This is a genomic window from Rhodococcus sp. (in: high G+C Gram-positive bacteria), assembly GCF_049591685.1.
GTDB lineage: Bacteria > Actinomycetota > Actinomycetes > Mycobacteriales > Mycobacteriaceae > Rhodococcoides.
The window spans coordinates 1-18,066 of the sequence record NZ_JBAWFH010000313.1; the positions used below are offsets into that span (position 1 = coordinate 1).

Annotated in this window: 17 protein-coding genes and 1 tRNA gene; 12 read left to right on the forward strand and 6 right to left on the reverse strand. The window is 64.6% G+C overall.

Features of this window, described 5'->3' with window-relative positions; all coding sequences use genetic code 11:
- From WBQ44_RS12825 to WBQ44_RS12870, 10 genes are all read left to right on the forward strand, one after another.
- On the forward strand, positions 1 to 801 hold an 801-nt coding region (locus tag WBQ44_RS12825), incomplete at its 5' end, for a flavin-containing monooxygenase (RefSeq protein WP_495567063.1).
- Entirely contained in the window at positions 798 to 2,501 is a 1,704-nt protein-coding gene (locus WBQ44_RS12830; protein WP_495567064.1) for a GMC oxidoreductase, read from the forward strand. The genes WBQ44_RS12825 and WBQ44_RS12830, both read left to right, overlap by 4 nt.
- On the forward strand, positions 2,489 to 3,145 hold the full coding sequence (locus tag WBQ44_RS12835; protein WP_495567065.1) for a hypothetical protein: 657 nt from the start codon (positions 2,489 to 2,491) through the stop codon (positions 3,143 to 3,145). Before WBQ44_RS12830 ends, WBQ44_RS12835 begins: the two co-directional genes overlap by 13 nt.
- A gap of 50 nt (positions 3,146 to 3,195) precedes the next feature.
- On the forward strand, positions 3,196 to 3,645 hold the full coding sequence (locus WBQ44_RS12840) for a Fur family transcriptional regulator (protein WP_495567066.1): 450 nt from the start codon (positions 3,196 to 3,198) through the stop codon (positions 3,643 to 3,645).
- 89 nt (positions 3,646 to 3,734) lie between these two features.
- Entirely contained in the window at positions 3,735 to 5,252 is a 1,518-nt protein-coding gene (locus WBQ44_RS12845; protein ID WP_495567067.1) for a catalase, read from the forward strand.
- Positions 5,253 to 5,284: 32 nt separating this feature from the next.
- Positions 5,285 to 5,758, forward strand: a complete 474-nt coding sequence (locus WBQ44_RS12850) for a Dps family protein (protein ID WP_495567068.1) — start codon at positions 5,285 to 5,287, stop codon at positions 5,756 to 5,758.
- Between the two features lie 95 nt (positions 5,759 to 5,853).
- Positions 5,854 to 6,531 (forward strand): HAD family hydrolase, encoded by a 678-nt coding sequence (locus WBQ44_RS12855; RefSeq protein ID WP_495567069.1) that lies wholly within the window; start codon positions 5,854 to 5,856, stop codon positions 6,529 to 6,531.
- Entirely contained in the window at positions 6,528 to 8,312 is a 1,785-nt protein-coding gene (locus WBQ44_RS12860; protein WP_495567070.1) for a glycoside hydrolase family 15 protein, read from the forward strand. The genes WBQ44_RS12855 and WBQ44_RS12860 overlap by 4 nt, the downstream gene beginning before the upstream one ends.
- 14 nt (positions 8,313 to 8,326) lie before the next feature.
- Positions 8,327 to 9,127 carry an SDR family NAD(P)-dependent oxidoreductase gene (locus WBQ44_RS12865; RefSeq protein WP_495567071.1) on the forward strand — a complete coding sequence of 267 codons (801 nt, stop codon included), beginning with the start codon at positions 8,327 to 8,329 and terminating at the stop codon, positions 9,125 to 9,127.
- A gap of 11 nt (positions 9,128 to 9,138) precedes the next feature.
- The gene (locus WBQ44_RS12870; protein ID WP_495567072.1) at positions 9,139 to 10,110 is read left to right on the forward strand and encodes an LLM class F420-dependent oxidoreductase; all 972 of its coding nucleotides are present in this window, start codon (positions 9,139 to 9,141) and stop codon (positions 10,108 to 10,110) included.
- A gap of 71 nt (positions 10,111 to 10,181) precedes the next feature.
- Here WBQ44_RS12870 and WBQ44_RS12875 read toward each other — a convergent pair.
- Both WBQ44_RS12875 and WBQ44_RS12880 read right to left on the reverse strand, forming a co-directional pair.
- Positions 10,182 to 10,255 (reverse strand) — tRNA-Pro (locus tag WBQ44_RS12875).
- An 18-nt stretch (positions 10,256 to 10,273) separates the two neighbouring features.
- Positions 10,274 to 11,260 (reverse strand): metallophosphoesterase, encoded by a 987-nt coding sequence (locus WBQ44_RS12880; protein ID WP_495567078.1) that lies wholly within the window; start codon positions 11,258 to 11,260, stop codon positions 10,274 to 10,276.
- A 116-nt stretch (positions 11,261 to 11,376) separates the two neighbouring features.
- Here WBQ44_RS12880 and WBQ44_RS12885 point away from each other — a divergent pair, with 116 nt between their 5' ends.
- Positions 11,377 to 11,841, forward strand: a complete 465-nt coding sequence (locus tag WBQ44_RS12885; RefSeq protein WP_495567073.1) for a GatB/YqeY domain-containing protein — start codon at positions 11,377 to 11,379, stop codon at positions 11,839 to 11,841.
- Between the two features lie 209 nt (positions 11,842 to 12,050).
- Here WBQ44_RS12885 and WBQ44_RS12890 read toward each other — a convergent pair whose 3' ends face one another.
- Entirely contained in the window at positions 12,051 to 14,411 is a 2,361-nt protein-coding gene (locus WBQ44_RS12890) for a penicillin-binding protein (RefSeq protein ID WP_495567079.1), read from the reverse strand.
- Positions 14,412 to 14,742: 331 nt separating this feature from the next.
- Between WBQ44_RS12890 and WBQ44_RS12895 the strand changes: the two genes are divergently transcribed.
- Positions 14,743 to 15,066 (forward strand): WhiB family transcriptional regulator, encoded by a 324-nt coding sequence (locus WBQ44_RS12895; protein ID WP_495567074.1) that lies wholly within the window; start codon positions 14,743 to 14,745, stop codon positions 15,064 to 15,066.
- 34 nt (positions 15,067 to 15,100) lie between these two features.
- On the opposite strand, the gene bagB is transcribed toward WBQ44_RS12895, so the two are convergent.
- The 3 genes from bagB to WBQ44_RS12910 all read right to left on the reverse strand — a co-directional run.
- Positions 15,101 to 16,249 carry an ATPase BagB gene (gene bagB, locus WBQ44_RS12900; protein ID WP_495567075.1) on the reverse strand — a complete coding sequence of 383 codons (1,149 nt, stop codon included), beginning with the start codon at positions 16,247 to 16,249 and terminating at the stop codon, positions 15,101 to 15,103.
- Complete coding sequence (gene bagA / locus WBQ44_RS12905) at positions 16,246 to 17,253, reverse strand: ATPase BagA (protein WP_495567076.1); 1,008 nt, start codon at positions 17,251 to 17,253, stop codon at positions 16,246 to 16,248. The genes bagB and bagA overlap by 4 nt, the downstream gene beginning before the upstream one ends.
- Positions 17,254 to 17,301: 48 nt before the next feature.
- The coding region (locus WBQ44_RS12910; protein WP_495567077.1) for a WS/DGAT domain-containing protein at positions 17,302 to 18,066 on the reverse strand (765 nt) is incomplete at its 5' end.

Here is an 18,066-nt window from a genome sequence, read left to right on the forward strand (position 1 = left end):
ACCCAGAAGGCTGTTCGAGGAGTCATCTACGGTTACCGCGAGGTGTATGTGACGGCTCTCGCGCACCACCCGAAGGTGCTGCCGCTGATCACCAACGTCGCCAAGCTGCATCTGCGTCGCCAAGTCAAGAACAAGACGAAGCGCGCAGCGCTGACGCCGGACTTCATGCTCGGTTGCAAGCGCATGTTGCTGTCGAACGATTGGTTGAAGACGCTGGACCGCGACGACGTCGACCTGGTGCCGAGCGGACTGACGGAGATCACCGAGAATGCTGTCGTCGACGCGGACGGCAACGAATATCCGGTGGACACAATTATCTTCGCGACGGGCTTCACTCCGACCGAACCGCCGGTGTCTCACGCATTGATCGGGACCGAGGGCGTCACGCTGGCGAAGAAGTGGGACGGTAGCCCGAATGCGTTCCGCGGCACAACCGTGCACGGCTTCCCGAATCTGTTCTTGATGTACGGTCCGAACACCAACCTCGGGCACAGCTCGATCGTGTACATGCTCGAGTCCCAGGCCAACTACGTGGTGTCCGCCCTGCGGCAGATGCGGGAGCGCGGGCTTGCGTCCGTCGACGTGAACGAATCTGCTCAGCAGCAGTACAATTCGTGGATTCACGACTCGTTGGCCGGCACCGTGTGGAACACAGGCGGATGCTCGAGCTGGTATCTCGACTCGGAGGGGCGCAACCCGGTGATGTGGCCGACGTACACCTTCTCGTTCCGCAACTCGACCCGGACGTTCGACCTGGCGCAATACCAAGGCATTTCAGCAGAAGAGGGGCAACGAGTATGAGCGACTTCGATGTTCTCGTGATCGGGTCCGGCTTCGGGGGTAGCGTCGCGGCACTCCGCGCGACCGAGAAGGGGTACAGGGTCGGCGTTCTCGAGTCGGGCCGACGCTTCGCGGACGACGAGCTGCCGAAGACGAGCTGGCGTCTGCGCAAGTACCTCTGGGCGCCCGCGCTGGGATGCTATGGCGTGCAACGTATCCACCTGTTACCCGACGTGCTGGTGATGGCCGGCGCTGGCGTCGGCGGTGGCTCCCTCAACTACGCAAACACCCTGTATCAACCGCCGAAGCGCTTCTTCGAGGATCCGCAGTGGGGTCACATCACCGACTGGCACCGGGAACTCGCGCCCTATTACGACCAGGCGAAGCGGATGCTCGGCGTCGAGACCAACCCGACGATCACGCCGTCGGACAAGGTCATGAAGGAAGTTGCCGAGGACATGGGCGTCGGCGACACGTTTGTGAGTACACCGGTGGGTGTGTTCTTCGGGACGCCGGGCCGAACGGAGGCCGATCCGTTCTTCGGGGGAGTGGGCCCCGAGCGCACGGGCTGCACCGAGTGTGGATCGTGCATGACAGGATGCCGCGTCGGTGCCAAGAACACCCTCGTCAAGAACTATCTCTACCTCGCGGAACAGGCAGGCGCGCAGGTCCTTCCGTTGACGACCGTCACGGCCGTTCGTCCCAGGCCGGGCGGCGGATACGACGTGGTGACCAAGAGAACGGGCGGCAAGCTCCGCCGCACGGAAACCGTTATGACCGCCGATCAGGTGGTGTTCGCGGCCGGTACGTACGGCACGCAGAAGCTGCTGCTGGCCATGAAGGAAACGAAGCAGTTGCCCAGGTTGTCCGACTGTATCGGCAGCTTGGTGCGCACCAATTCCGAGGCCGTGCTCGCGGCCACTGCGCGGGGTAAAGAGATCGACTACACCGAGGGCGTCGCGATCACGTCGTCGTTCCATCCCGACGATCACACGCACATCGAACCTGTGCGATACGGCAAGGGCAGCAACGCGATCGGATTGCTGCAGACGGTGTTGAGCGACGGGGGAGGCCGGACGCCTCGGGTGCTGAAGACCCTCGGTGTCGCGCTCCGTCATCCCGGAGCAGCCGTGCGCAGTCTGTCGGTTCGCCGGTGGTCGGAGCGCACCGTCATCGCTCTTGTCATGCAGACGGACGACAACTCGCTCGAACTGGGCTCGAAGAAGGGATTCTTCGGCCTACGCCTCACCAGCAGGCCCGGTGCGGGCGATCCGCCGCCGTCGTGGATCCCGCAGGGGCACGAAGCGATTCGACTTCTGGCCGACAAGATCGGCGGCGATCCCGGCGGGTCGATGGCCGAGATCGTCAACATTCCGATGACCGCTCATTTCCTCGGCGGCTGCGCCATCGGCGACTCCCCGGAACACGGAGTTGTCGACGCGTACCACCGGGTGTACGGGCACGAGGGCCTGCATGTGGTGGACGGTTCTGCGGTGAGCGCCAACCTCGGCGTGAACCCGTCGCTCACCATCACCGCACAGGCCGAGCGAGCACTTGCGCTGTGGCCGAACAGGGGTGAGCAGGATCTGCGGCCTGAGCTGGGCGCGGAATACCGCTCGATATTGCCGACGCAACCCGTGCGTCCGGTTGTGCCCGCTGCGGCGCCCGGCGCGCTTCGGTTGCCGTTGACGGTGCAGGGAGGTTCGACATGTGGAGCGTGAACGAGTCGGAGTCGGTTCGCAGCGACTGGCCACAGAGCCCGCCTCCGCCATGGCCCGCCGATGTCCGCGCAACCATCTGGTGGCACCGCGCGACCCCGGCCGGACGGGCATTGCTCGGCGGTCCGAGTATCCCGCTCACCATGGTCATGGTGGTGGACTACCTGAGTTCGCCGGTCGGCCCGTATCGCGAGATCCTCGCCAGTCCGGTGCTCAGGCGCCCCGGTCGTGGCCTCGGGCCGACGCCGCGGATGTCTGTTCCCTTCATCGCCGTCGACTCGGAGGTTTCGGTACACGGCGGTCGCACGCACTGGCACCTGCCGAAGGTGCTCGCGGAGTTCGACGGTTCCGTGGCGGCGAGCGCGAGCGCGTCGGCCGAAGGCTGGTCGGTTCGTACGGCCGCGCGTCCGATCGGGCCCGCGTTTCCGATCAAGGGTGGTTTGGGGTTTGCGCAGCCCGACGGTGACAGCCTGAGATTGGCGGCCGCGAAGCTCACCGGTAAGGCCCGGCTGTGCCGGGTGAAGGTCGACGCCGAAGGCCCCACGCTGGGTTCGTGGATCAAGTCGGGGACACATCTGGGGCTGCAGATCGTGTCCGGTTCCATGGAGACCGGTGCTGCAACGCAGGTCAGCGCACCTGACCTCTAGATCAACCTCCTTTTCTTGACTTACTCCAGAAAAGGGGCATACTCGTAGTCATGCCATTGGACGACGCGATCACAGACCCGGTAGCGCTGCTGCGCTCGGTGGGTCTGCGCGTCACCGGTCCACGAGTGGCGGTGTTGAAGGCGGTCGCAACCCGGCCGCACTCCGACGCCGACGACGTGGCCGCCGTGGTGCGAGCCGAAACGGGTTCGGTGTCGATGCAAGCTGTCTACGACGTTCTGCGCGCCTGCGTGAACGCCGGACTGCTGCGACGGATCGAGCCCGCCGGATCACCGGCGCTCTACGAAACGCGCATCGGCGACAACCATCATCACCTGGTGTGCCGTCGCTGTCAGAAGGTCGCCGACGTCGACTGTGTCGTCGGCGCAGCGCCGTGCCTCGACCCCGCTGAATCACAGGGATTCTTCGTCGAGGAAGCAGAGATCGTCTTTTGGGGCGTCTGCTCCGACTGCATGTCGCAGCAATCGGCCCATTCGACCTGACGGCCGCCGTCACCACTGAAACAATTGAACCACGTCTCCCGAGCCAGCCCCTCGGGAGGCGACCAGTCGATCACCAGGAGGCTTCATTCATGACCGAGCCGGCCACCACCACCAATTCCGGAATACCCGTACCCAGTGACGACCAGTCGCTGACCGCGGGCACGCAGGGTCCCATTCTGCTGCACGACCATTACCTGATCGAGAAGATGGCGCAGTTCAACCGTGAGCGTGTGCCGGAGCGCGTGGTGCACGCGAAGGGGTCCGGCGCGTTCGGCGTTCTCGAGATCACCGAGGACATCTCGCAGTACACCAAGGCCGCGGCGCTGCAGAAGGGCGTCAAGACCGAAGCCCTCGCGCGTTTTTCCACCGTCGCCGGTGAGCAGGGTAGCCCCGACACCTGGCGCGACCCGCGTGGTTTCTCGCTGAAGTTCTACACCACCGAAGGCAACTGGGACCTCGTCGGCAACAACACGCCGGTGTTCTTCGTCAAGGATCCGATCAAGTTCCAGGACTTCATCCGTAGCCAGAAGCGTATGCCCGACTCAGGTCTGCGCGATCACAACATGCAGTGGGATTTCTGGACGCTCTCCCCCGAGACGGCGCACCAGGTCACCTGGCTTATGGGAGATCGCGGAATCCCGAAGAGCTACCGTCACATGGACGGCTTCGGTTCGCACACATATCAGTTCATCAACGAGGCCGGAGAGCGCTCGTGGGTGAAGTTCCACTTCAAGACCAATCAGGGCATCGACTTCTTGACGCAGCAGAAGGCCGACGAGTTGGCGGGCACCTCGCCCGACGATCATCGTCAGGACCTGTTCGGCGCCATCGACAAGGGTGAGTTCCCGAGCTGGGACTTCTACGTCCAGATCATGCCGTACGACGATGCAGAGAACTACAAGTACAACCCGTTCGACCTGACCAAGGTCTGGTCGCAGAAGGACTACCCGAAGATCAAGGTCGGCAAGCTGACGCTGAACCGCAACCCCGAGAACTTCCACGCGCAGATCGAGCAGAGCTCGTTCGAACCGTCGAACCTCGTTCCCGGAATCGGTGCCAGCCCCGACAAGATGCTTCTCGGACGCATCTTCTCCTACGCTGACGCCCACCGGTACCGCATCGGAGCGAACTACGCGCAGTTGCCCGTCAATGCGCCCAAGGCGCAGGTCAATTCGTACTCGAAGGACGGTGCCATGCGGTACTCGTTCAACTCCGCGAGCACCCCCGTCTACGCGCCCAACTCGTACGGCGGCCCCCATGCCGACACAGCGAAGTACGGCGACGACGGATCGTGGGACTTCGAGCCGCGCTTCGTTCGCACCGGGTACATCGAGCACCCCGAGGACGGCGACTTCGTTCAGGCCGGCATTCTCGTTCGCGAGGTCATGGACGACGCGCAGCGCGAACGGCTCGTGGGCAACATCGTCGGCCACGCGCTCAACGGCGTGACCGAGCCGATTCTGCAGCGGGTGTTCGACTACTGGAAGAACGTCGACCCGGAGATCGGCAAGAAGGTCGAAGAAGGTGTTCGTGCCGGGCAGGGTGACGTCGCCCCCACCACGAGTCAGTCGCCGACCACCCCCGGCGACGAAGCCGAAAAGGTCTGACCGACAATCTTCCTCACAAAGGAGAGGTTTTCATGACAAACCCCATCACCAGCACGCTCGACGCAGGGCAGCAGAAAATCGCGGGCGATGCGCTGCAGGGCAGTGTCGTCGATCTGATCGACCTCTCGCTCATCGCGAAGCAGGCGCACTGGAACGTCATCGGAAGAAACTTCCGATCCGTGCACCTCGCTCTCGACGAACTGGTCACCGCAGCACGTGAATTCACCGATCAGGTTGCCGAGCGTGCCACGGCAATCGGCGTCAGCCCCGACGGTCGTTCGGCCACCGTGAGTACGACGGCCGGGACCAAGGGATTCGGTGAGGGCTGGACCAAGGATGTGCAGGTCACGGCAGCGATCGTCGACAATCTCGCCGCCGTGATCGATCGGCTCCGTGGTCGCATTGCCGACACCGAGGCCGCAGATCCGGTCACCCAGGACCTGTTGATCTCCATCACCGCTCGCCTCGAGCAGTTGCACTGGATGTGGCAGGCTCAGATCGACTGAGTGGAACAAGATGACGAAGGGCTCCTCGCACGTGCGAGGAGCCCTTCGTCGTGTCCACCGGTTTCGCGCATCGTTGCGGCGGGTAACCATCCGCCATGACTTCACAGCCCGGCGCAGTCCTGTTCGACATCGACGGCACCCTGGTGGACTCCAACTACGTACACGTCGATGCCTGGTCGCGTGCCTTCACCGACGCAGGCCGCACTGTCCCGTCCTGGCGGATACATCGATGCATCGGCATGGACGGCGACAAGTTGCTCGAGACCCTCGTCGGATCGTCCGAGAGCGCGTTGGCGCTCGAAGCGAAGGATCTGCACGCGTCGTACTACGAGGACGCGAGCAAACGGCTCGAGATGCTCCCCGGCGGCCGGGAGTTGCTGGAGCACGTGAGCGAAAGCGGGCTGACCGTGGTACTCGCGACCTCGGCCCCCGAGAACGAACTCGCTCGCCTACGCGACCTCCTCGACGTCGAGGACATCGTGTCGGTCGTGACATCTTCGGAGGACGCCGAGGTCGCGAAACCCGAGCCCGAAATCGTCCAGGTTGCACTCGAACGGGCGGGTGTCGACGCCGGGAACGCCGTGATGATCGGCGACAGCGTGTGGGACATGAAGGCTGCGCACCGACTCGGCGTCACGTGCATCGGAGTGCGGTCGGGCGGCATCGCGGCGGCAGAGCTGACAGCCGCAGGCGCGCACACCGTCTACGACGACCCCGCCGACCTCCTCGAGAAATTCGCCGACAGCGCGATCGCGAGGCTGACCGGCAAATGAGCAGGTCGGGCGGTTACACCGGCATCGAGAACTATGCGGCCATCGGCGACGGCAGGACGGTCGCTCTGGTTGCAGCGGACGGAAGCATCGACTGGCTGCCGTTGCCGAACCTCGACTCCGCCCCGGCTTTTGCTGCCCTGCTCGACGCGCAGAACGGCGGCAATTTCTCGTTGGCACCCACGGGCAGTTTCACCGTCGAACGTGAATTCGTGAGCGGCACCAACGTGCTGTCCACGACATACCGCACCGATACGGGTTCGGTCCGGGTGACGGATTCGTTGAACACCGGTGTCGCCGGTCGACTGCCCTGGGTCGAACTCGCACGTCGAACAGAAGGAATGAGTGGCGACGTCGAGATGGAATGGCGAGTCGCCCCGGGGACGATGCTCGGAAAGGCATCTCCCTGGGCCCATCACACCGAGCACGGAACGGTGCTGAGAGTGGACGGGCTGACCATGGCCGTGCGCACCCTCGGTATGGGCGACGCGTCCGTCGACGACCGCAGCATCGGCGGAACCTTCGTCACCAGCGAGGGTTCGCGTTATCTCGTCGGCCTGGTCGGAACCGAGGGCGAGCCGCTGCCGCTCCCGGCGCCCGAGCAAATGGACGCAGGAATCGAACGCACGATCGCGAACTGGAGGGTGTGGTCCGAGGAATTCTCCTACGACGGCCCGTGGGGCGATCACGTCGAACGCAGCGCGTTGGCGTTGAAGTTGCTGATCCACAGTCCATCCGGCGCGATCGCCGCCGCAGCCACCACCTCGCTGCCCGAGAATATCGACGGCGGTAAGAATTGGGATTATCGCTACGCCTGGGTTCGCGACACCGCGTACACCATTCGAGCACTCATCCGGTTCGGCCTGCGCGAAGAGGTACACGGTGCAGTTGCGTGGTTGCTGAAGGTGATTCGAAGCAACGATCCGCTCGTCAACGTGTTCTACACACTCAGCGGCGAACTACCCGGTGGCACCGACGAACCCGATGTTCCGGGGTGGCGAGAGATCGGTCCGGTCGTCAACGGCAACGCCGCCGCGCATCAGTTGCAACTCGGCATCTTCGGCGATCTGTTCTCGATCGTGCGGTTGTACGTCGACGCGGGCAACGTGCTCGACGCGCACACCGGGCGCCTTCTCGCGAGTATCGCCGACGAGGCGTGCGACTCGTGGCAGCGACGCGATGCCGGCATCTGGGAGTTGAAGGACGAACAGCATTACACCACTTCGAAACTCGGATGCTGGCAAGCGCTCGACAGTGCGGTCCACCTCGCCGAGAACGGACAGATTCCGGGCGTCCCCGATCGGTGGCGCGCCGAGCGTGAACGCATCAGGACCTACATCGACGAGCGGTGCTGGTCCGACGAGCGGCAGGCCTACATGGCGTTCCCGGGCTCGGACTGCATGGATGCATCGGTGCTGCTGGCCGCCGAAATGGGTTTCGACCGCGGAGCGCGCATGTCGTCGACCATCGACGCACTCGGCGACGAGCTGGGCGTCGGCCCACTGCTCTATCGCTACACCGGCGTGGACAAGGAGGAGGCCACTTTCGTCGCCTGTGCGTTCTGGCGAGTGTCGGCGCTGTCGTGCGTCGGGCGTGACGACGAGGCCACCCGGTTGATGGACCAGCTGGTGGAGATGTCCAACGAGGTCGGTTTGTACAGCGAGATGATCGATGCTTCGGATGGTTCGTTCCTGGGTAACTTCCCGCAGGGCCTGAGCCACTTGGCACTCGTCAACGCGGCACTGACCATCGCGCGGTCGCACGATGCGACGTCCGATCGATAGGAGAACGACGCAGTATGGACCTGGGAATCGAAGGACGCGTCGCACTCGTCACCGGTGCAGACTCCGGAATCGGCTGGCACACGGCAAAGCTCCTGCTCGACGAGGGCGCCACGGTCGTGATGAGCGACCTGAATCCGGAGAAGCTGTCGAAGGCCGCGGCAGAACTTCCGGCACAACCGGGAAAGCTCCATGCCTTCGCCGCCGACGTCACCGACACCGCCGATGTCGAGAACCTGGCCGCGCAAGTGCAGAAAGCAGTGGGAGACATCGACATTCTCGTCCAGTCGTCCGGTGTCACCGGTGCGCAGGGATTGTTCCACGAGATCGATGAAGAAGGATGGCGCAGCACCCTGGACGTCGACCTCATGGGTCCCGTTCGCTTGCTCAGAGCTTTCCTGCCCGCACTTCGGCGGGGAGGGTGGGGACGCATCGTCCTGCTCACGTCCGAAGACGCGGTGCAGCCGTATGACGACGAATTGCCCTATTGCGCAGCGAAAGCCGGCGTACTGGCCTTGGCCAAGGGGCTCTCGCGGAGCTATGCGTCCGAAGGTTTGCTCGTCAACGCGGTGTCGCCCGCGTTCATCCACACTCCCATGACCGACGCCATGATGGACAAGCGCGCCGAGGAAATGAACACCGACCGAGCCGGCGCCATCGACAGCTTTCTCGAACACGAGCGCCCGTTCATGGAACTGGGCCGACGAGGCGAACCCGACGAGGTCGCCTCCGTCGTGGTGTTCCTGTGCTCCGACCGCGCCAGCTTCGTCAACGGCTCGAACTACCGCGTGGACGCCGGGTCCGTCGCGACGATCTGAGGAAGGACATCATGACCAATTTCGGTTACACACTGATGACCGAGCAAGCCGGACCGAAAGAACTCGTGGACTACGCCGTCAAGGCAGAGAACGTGGGCTTCGACTTCGAGGTGTCCAGCGACCACTACTCACCGTGGCTGTCGTCGATGGGCCATTCACCCTATGCGTGGACCGTTCTCGGCGCCGTCGCACAGGCCACGCAGCGCGTCGAACTGATGACGTACGTGACATGCCCGATCCTGCGATACCACCCGGCCGTCGTCGCCCAGAAGGCCGCGACGCTGCAGATCCTCGCCGACGGCCGCTTCACCCTCGGCCTCGGTACCGGTGAGAACCTGAACGAGCACGTCGTCGGTGAGGGGTGGCCCTCGGTCGACAAGCGTCAGGACATGTTCGTCGAAGCACTCGAGATCATCGAGAAGCTGCACGCCGGGGGACTCGTCACCTACGAGGGCAAGCACTTCCGCGTCGACTCGGCCCGCATCTGGGACCTACCGGAGGGCGGAGTGCCGATCGGCATCGCTGTCGGCGGCGAAAAAGCGGTCGAGCGTTTCGCGCCCTACGGTGACCACCTGATCGCCACCGAACCCGACGCAACGCTCGTCGACGCGTGGGCCGACAAGCACGACGGTCCGTCGCGGACGATCGGTCAGATCCCCATCTCGTGGGATCCGGACAAGGACGCCGCAGTCGAACGCGCACACGAGCAGTTTCGCTGGTTCGCCGGCGGGTGGGCCGTCAACGCCGATCTGCCGACGACGGCAGGCTTTGCGGGTGCGACGAAATTCGTCCGCAAAGAAGATGTGGCCGAGACGATTCCGTGCGGACCGGACCTCGACGCGATCGTCGAAGCCGTAAAGCCGTACTGGGAGGCAGGGTTCAGCGATATCGCGCTCGTGCAGGTGGGAGGCGAGACCCAGGAGCGGTTCCTCGCCGAGGCCGCCGGTCCGCTTCTGGACAAGCTCAGGGCGGCATCCGCCTAGAGCGCACCGCCGGGAAGCGATAACACAAAAAGACCCTGACCTGGAATCCCAGGTCAGGGTCTTTTATAGTGTCGGGGTGGCGGGATTCGAACCCACGACCTCTTCGTCCCGAACGAAGCGCGCTACCAAGCTGCGCCACACCCCGTGTACCGCGTGGAGAAGTCTAGCTTACGACTGCCTCGGAACGCGAAACGCCCTCGTCGGAACCCTCTCTGGGGCCCTGCCGGGGTGCAGGCGTGAGCGTCAGCAGTGTCGCTTCGGGCCGGCAGCAGAAGCGGGCAGGCGCATACGGGGACGTACCGATCCCTGCCGAGACGTGCAGCCGGGTGTGGGCGCCCCACTTCGACGGGCCCTTGACGCGCGAACGGTCGATCTCGCAGTTGGTGACGAGGGCGCCGTAGAACGGAAGGCATAGTTGGCCGCCGTGCGTGTGCCCGGCGAGCACGAGGTCGTACCCGTCCTCGGCGAACCTGTCGAGCACGCGCGGCTCTGGCGAGTGGGTGATGCCGAGGCGCAAGTCGGCCAGCGGGTTCGGCTGCCCGGCGATGGTGTCGTAGCGATCGCGCTTCAGATGCGGATCGTCGACGCCCGCCGACGCGATTCGGACACCGGCGACCTCGAGTTCGCGACGAACGTGGGTGACGTCGTGCCAACCACGTTCGGAGAACGCGGCACGCAGGTCTCGCCACGGCAGGGATTCGCCGAGGACCCGGTTGTGGTCCTTCTTGAAGTACTTCAGCGGGTTCTTCGGCTTCGGAGCGAAGTAGTCGTTGCTGCCGAACACGAAAAGACCGGGCCGAGAAAGGAGAGGGCCCAGTGCCTGCACGACGGCCGGCACCGAGCGAGGGTGCGACAGATTGTCGCCGGTGTTGACGACAAGATCGGGCTCGAGACGGTCGAGCTCGCGCAGCCAGTTCTGCTTGAGCCGCTGCCCGGGCATCATATGCAGGTCGCTGATGTGCAGGACGCGCAGCGACGACGATCCGGGCTCGAGAACCGCCATGGACGTCTCGCGCAGCGTGAAAGCATTGCGCTCGATGAGCGTGGCGTATCCGACGCCGAGTGCCGCTGCACCTGCCGTGGCAAGTGCAGCGCTTCGGACGGGTGCCTCGGCTGCGCCGGCTCGGGCGCGAGATGCAGCCGCGAGGATGTGGGCCTGTGCGTTGAATTTCACGGACTGGTTTTTCACGGACACACTTCCACGATACGGCAGGGTCGCGTTATCGACGTGCGCTCTCACACACAGCCCGCGTAGCGTTCCGTTACATGTCCGAACTGAAGACCAGGCTCCGATCCGACCTCACCACATCCATGAAGGCCAAGGACAAGCTGCGCACGGCGACAATACGTATGTTGCTCGCCGCCATCCAGACCGAAGAAGTGTCCGGCAAGGAAGCGCACGACCTCACCGACGAGCAGGTGCTCAAGGTGCTCGCCAAGGAGTCGAAGAAGCGCGGCGAGTCGGCCGAGATCTACACCGAGAACGGCCGCGGTGAGCTGGCAGCCACCGAGCGCGCCGAGGCTCAGATCATCGACGAATACCTGCCGACCCCGCTGACCGACGCCGAGCTCGCCGACGTCGCCGACACGGCCATCGCACAGGTCGCCGAGGAAATCGGTGAGCGTCCCGGCATGAAGCAGATGGGGCTGGTCATGAAGGCCGCCTCCGCTCTCGCCGCCGGCAAGGCAGATGGCTCACGCGTGTCGAAGGCCGTCAAAGATCGCTTGTAGAAACCAGCGTCTGTAGAAACACCCAGCGTCTGTAGAAACACCCAGCGGCTGTAAAACACAGATGGCACGGCCAGAAGTTCTGGCCGTGCCATCCGCGTAGAACCCCTGTGTAGAACCTCTGCGTAGAACCCCTGTGTAGAACCTCTGTGTCGAACCTCTGTGTAGAACCTCTGTGTAGAACCTCTGTGTAGAACCTCTGTGTCGAACGCCTAGCGCGGGACGGTCAGCCCGGGTATGGCCGGGATCTGAATGTCCGGCGGCAGGGCGGGCAGCTGAATGTTCGGCAACCCGGGCAACGACGGGGCGGCGGGTGGCGCCTGGCGCACCGAACCGTCACTGACATAGATCGTGATGGTCGACCCGGGGATTGCCGACCCCGAAGGCGACACCCCGGTGACGGTTCCGCGTGACGCTGTTCCCGCTGTCGTCACCGCGGTGACCTGAAAGCCTGCGCCCTGAAGGGTGGACGTGGCAGAGCTCTGGCTCTGGCCGGTCACGTCGGGAACCTGACCGTTGGCCGAGCCTCGGACGTACTTTTGATCCACCGGAGGCAGTTCGACCGGCCCGAAGTTGTTCGCGACCGGACTCATTGCGTCGAACCAGGTACGCGCGGGCTCGTTGCCGCCGAACAGGTTGCCCGAGTAGCAGGGCCGCAGTGGGAACGAGCAGATCTCACCGGGCGTCGGCGAGTCACCGTAGGTGTAGACAGCCGCCGCGTAGCGGTTGGTGAAGCCGAGGAAGCCCGACGACATGTGCGACTCGGTGGTACCGGTCTTGCCACCCATCGGCAGCGACCAGCCGACCGATCCCGCGGCCGACGCCGAGGTGCCGCCCGCCTGATCGTCCTTGCTCATCGCGTTGGTGAGAGTGTTGGCCAAACCGGGCTCGACGACCTGCTCGCAGGCCTGCTGCGTCACCGGGACCTGCTTGCCTTCACGGTCGAAGACGGCATCGATGGGTGTCGGTGGGCACCACTTGCCACCCGACGCCAGTGTCGCTGCGACGTTCGACAGCTCCAGCGGGTTCACCCAGGTGGGTCCGAGGGTGTACGAGCCGAGATTCTGCGACTTCTGGAAATCGGCCATGGACTGTTCGTCGAAGCCCGACGTGCCCGGATCCGCGTAGGAACGCAGTCCGAGTCGCACCGACATGTCGACCACCGGAGCCACGCCGACCGACTCGATCAGCTTGACGAACGCGGTGTTCGGCGACTGTGCCAGTGCGTCGGAGATGGACAGGGCAGGCGGGTAGTTGCCCGCGTTCTCGACGCAGTAAGTATTGGCGGGGCAGCCGCGGGCGCCGCCGTCACCGAGGCCACGAACCTCGGCGCGCCTGGGCACCTGCAGTGTGGCGCTCGTACCGAGTCCGCGTTCCATCGCCGCTGCGGTGGTGAAGACCTTGAAGATCGATCCGGCGCCGTGGCCGACCAGAGAATAGGGCTGCGGCTGCACGGTCTCGTCGGTGTCGGCGTCGAGGCCGTACGTTCGACTGCTTCCCATCGCGAGAATCCGGTGGGAGTCCTGGCCGGGCGCAATGACGTTCATGACCGTAGCGACGCCGTCGAGCTTCGGACTCGAATTGCCCACGAGTGCGGATTTGGTCGAGTTTTGCACTGCGGGGTCGAGGGTCGTGCGGATCAGGTAGCCGCCCTTGTCTATCTGCTCGCGGCTGATTCCTGCGTTGGCCAGGTACTGCAGCGCGTAGTCGCAGAAGAATCCGCGGTCACCGGCAGCGATGCACCCGCGAGGTAGCGTCTGCGGAACGGGAAGAACACCCAGCGGTTCCGTCTTGGCCTGACGGAACTCGTCGGCCCGCTCGGGAATGTTCTGGATCATGGTGTCGAGCACGATGTTGCGTCGATCGACGACGCCCTGCTCGTTGGTGTACGGATTGAGCGCGGAGCTGGACTGCACCATGCCGGCGAGCATCGCCGACTGCTTGGCGTCGAGTTGGCTCGCGTCGATCCCGAAGTAAGTCTGCGCAGCGTCCTGGATGCCGAACGAGGCGTTGCCGAACGGAACGAGGTTGAGGTACCGGGTGAGGATCTCGTCCTTGGTCAGCTCTTTGTCGAGGGTCAACGCCATTCGGATCTCGCGGATCTTACGGGCGGGCGTCGTCTCGATGGCTGCGCGCCGCTCGGCGTCGGTCTTTGCGACAACCAGCAGCTGGTAGTTCTTCACGTACTGCTGATCGAGCGTCGACGCGCCCTGCTCGACCTGGCCGCTGGTGGTGTTGGTCAGGAACGCACGCAGCGTGCCCTGCCAGTCGACGCCCTGATGCTCGGCAAAGCGCTTGTCCTCGATGGAGACGATGGCGAGCTTCATCTCGTTGGAGATCCGATCGCTCGGGACCTCGAAACGTCGTTGCTCGTACAACCAGGCGATCGGGTTGCCTGCGGCGTCGACCATCGTCGACACGGCCGGAACCGCTCCTTCGACAAGTTCGGCCGACACGTTGTCGACCGTCTCGGCGGCACGGTTCGAGGCATACCCGAAGCCACCTGCCAACGGGAACATGACTCCGGCCAACAACGCGCCCGCGAGGGCGGAACATCCGGCGAGCTTCGCCACGGTTTTTCCAACTGACACGAAGCACAGCGTACGTGGGTCGGTCCGGCTTTCCGCAGAAAAGTTCGTCGTCGGCACCACTTCGCTCATTCGAGCGCCGGCACCCGAACCATAGAACCGCAGGTCGAGACGCCCGTACCAGATTTGTGGGGACCTCGTCTTGCGTTCGACGCCGGATTTACCTAAATTATGAGCACGGTGTGTGATTCACATAACACTTGTATATGAATGTGGGGCAGCTCCTAGGTCCATGTGCTTCGAGCAGTGGGGTACACGAACCGACGGGCTTGTGGAACGTCCAGCGAGGGCGTTCGAATTGCAAAGGGGATCCGCAATGCACACGACAGCAGCACCGACGCGGCTCGATGTGGAAGAAGCAGAAGCACGCATTGCGTGGGTGGCACAGGCAAGGTGCAAGGGGACGGACCCGGACCAGCTTTTCGTTCGGGGGGCAGCGCAGCGCAAGGCTGCGACCATCTGCAGGCACTGTCCGGTACTGATGCAGTGCGGGGCAGACGCACTGGACAACCGCGTCGAGTTCGGCGTGTGGGGTGGAATGACGGAGCGACAGCGGCGTGCGCTGCTCAAGCAGCACCCGGAGGTCGACTCCTGGTCCGAATTCTTCGAGTCGCAGCGGCAGCAGCAAGCCGCCATCTGAAGCGCGGACGCCGGTCGAACGGACCGCTCACCCGTCACGCAGATCGGGTGAGTTGGTCCGCAACGGCACGCAGTGCCTGCAAGTCCGACACCTCGAACGGCAACGACGGGACTCCGACGATCGGCACTCGCGGATGCGCCGAGGTGAAGCGGCGTAGCAAGCGAAGCTCTCGGGCCGCGGTCACCGCACGCGCAGCGTGAATGCGGAGGACCGCCGACGTGAGCTCGGCGCCCTCGTCGTCCGAACCCGTGAGCTGATCCGCCGCGGTGGCCGCGTGATCGGCCGGGATGTCCGACAGCGTCGGGTGCGTGCGATTGAGAACCAGGCCGGCGAGGGGCATCCCCTCGCCGCTGAGCCGATCGACGAAGAACGCCGCTTCGCGCAACGCATCCGGCTCCGCGGCCGCCACGACGATAAAGCTCGTGCCGCTCTCGCGGAGAAGCTGGTAGGTACGCGTGGCCCGTTCGCGGAAACCCCCGAACATCGAGTCCAGTGACTGCACGAATGCCGATGCGTCACTCAGCATTTCGCTGCCGATGACGGTGGAGACGCCGCGCAGGGCCAAGCCCATCGCGCTGGTGACCATGCGCGTCAATCCGCGGCCCGGCGCCATCAGCAGCCGGATGAACCGTCCGTCGAGAAACGAACCGAGCCGCTGCGGGGCGTCGAGGAAGTCGAGCGCGTTGCGCGACGGGGGAGTGTCGACGACGATGAGATCCCAGGTCGAATCCGACGCCAACTGCCCCAGCTTCTCCATTGCCATGTACTCCTGCGTGCCGGAGAACGACGATGCGACGGTCTGATAGAACGGGTTGGCCAGCACCTGAGCGGCCTTCTCAGGAGTCGAGTGCTCGATGACCATCTCGTCGAATGTGCGACGCATGTTGAGCATCATCGCGTGCAGTTCGCCAGTCGAGCCTGCAGGCAGCTTCACCGGTTGGGGCGAGTTGTCCAACTCCCCGACACCCAGTGCCTGAGCCAGGCGACGCGCAGGGTCGATCGTCAGAACCACCACCTTGCGGCCCCGCTCGGCAGCTCGAAGCGCCATCGATGCGGCTGTCGTCGTCTTGCCGACGCCTCCGGCGCCGCACACCACCACGATCCGCGACGATTCGTCGAGCAGCATTTTCCCGATGTCGAGTACCGGTGCAGCCTTGTGGGTCGTTCCGCCGGCTCGCGTCATTTCACACCCTGTTCTCTGAGTTCGGCTGCCAGTTCGTACAAACCCCCGAGGTCGACGCCGTCGGCCAGCATCGGCAGATGCATGCGCGCGGTGTCGAGCTCGTCGAGCTGAGTGCCGCTGTCCACCTGGGCGGCGAGCGTCGAGGCATGCTCGATCGTTTCGGTGAGCAGCCCTGCGAAGCTCTCGTCGGACAGCGTGATGCCGGTCTTGTCGAGTCCGCGGCGAAGAGCAGCGACGTCGACGTTGCCCTCGGCTGCATCACGCAACGCGTCGGGTGAAAGGTAGGTCGGCTCGGTTCGGTTGACGATGACGGCACCCAGCTCGAGGTCGGCCGCCTCCAGTTCACGTACCGCATCGGCGGTCTCCTGCACGGGCAGAGCCTCGAGCAGAGTCACGAGGTGGACGACGGTCTCCGCCGAGTGCAGCAGCCGCACGACTCCATCGGCCTGCGATCGCACCGGCCCACCCTTCGCCAGATCCGCCATCGCCTTGGTGACGTCGAGGAAATTTCCGATGCGCCCCGTCGGCGGCGAATCCACGACCACCTCGTCGTAGACGCGCTTGCCCTTCTTGTCGGTCCGGACGACGCACTCCTTGACCTTTCCGGTCAGCAATACGTCGCGCAGACCCGGAGCGATGGTGGTCGCGAATTCGATGGCACCGATCTTGCGCATCGCGCGTCCCGCGAATCCGAGGTTGTAGAACATGTCGAGGTACTCGAGGAATGCGGTCTCGATGTCGACGGCCAGCGCATAGACTTCACCGCCGCCGTCCGCTGTCGCGACGCGCGTCTCGACCGGGGGAAGCGGCGGTACGTCGAAGAGCTGAGCGATGCCCTGCCTACCCTCGACCTCCACCAGGAGGACGCGACGACCGTCGGCCGCGAGCGCCAACGCCAAGGCCGCGGCGACCGTCGACTTCCCGGTCCCGCCCTTGCCCGATACGAAGTGCAGTCTGGCGGCGTCGGCCTTCTCCGGCCAGCCCTGATATTTCGATGTGCCCACAACATGACCATATAGACGAATCGGGAACCGGCTCGGAGAAAACGGCGATCAGCCGCGCGTTGCGGTTGCGGCGGCCACATCTCTCACCGCTTGCTCGACGATGTCCGCATAGCGCGCGTGCGCGGGGAACGTGTCGGGGCAGGCGATGATGCACACGGTCAACGTGTCGCCGAGGCCGTAGAAACCGTGCGACACCGACCTCGCGGCACTGAGCATCGGAAACCCGGCCGTGAACAGGGCCCGGGCGCCGCAGAGTGTGAGTTCCGCGTCGCCGCGGTCGACGCTCACGACCGTCAGATTGGACTGTACGGACTGCGGAACGGCGTGACTCACCGCGGCGCGACTGCGCTGAAAGCGGGTTGCGGCGAGGAAAACCGGTGCGGGCACTCGGTTCTCGGCTGTGATCCAGCGCAGCAGATGCGGATCGACGACATCGCGGCGAGCAGCCTTCAACGACAGTCGAATTGCTTCTGCTCGCTGGGCGAGGTCGGTGATCTCGAGATGCAGATCGACGGTTCCGTTGACGATTCTGTTGGCCGCCGGCCAAGGCACATCCTCGGGCAACGCCATCGGCACCAGCGAATTGAGGGTGTCCGGGGCGGGTAAACCGAATTCGGCGAGGAAACGCTCCGTTGCGACACCGACAGCGGTGAGCGCGAGCGTCGTCACCGAGAACGGTCCGCGGCGAAACGTAGCCGGAGGGCAAGCGACGACATGGACGACACGCTGCGGCGTCGGATCGGCGTTACCCGGTATGGCCGGCCTCGGTGTTGCACGGGTGCCCGGCGCGCCGCCGTGCGCTCGGGTGTATGC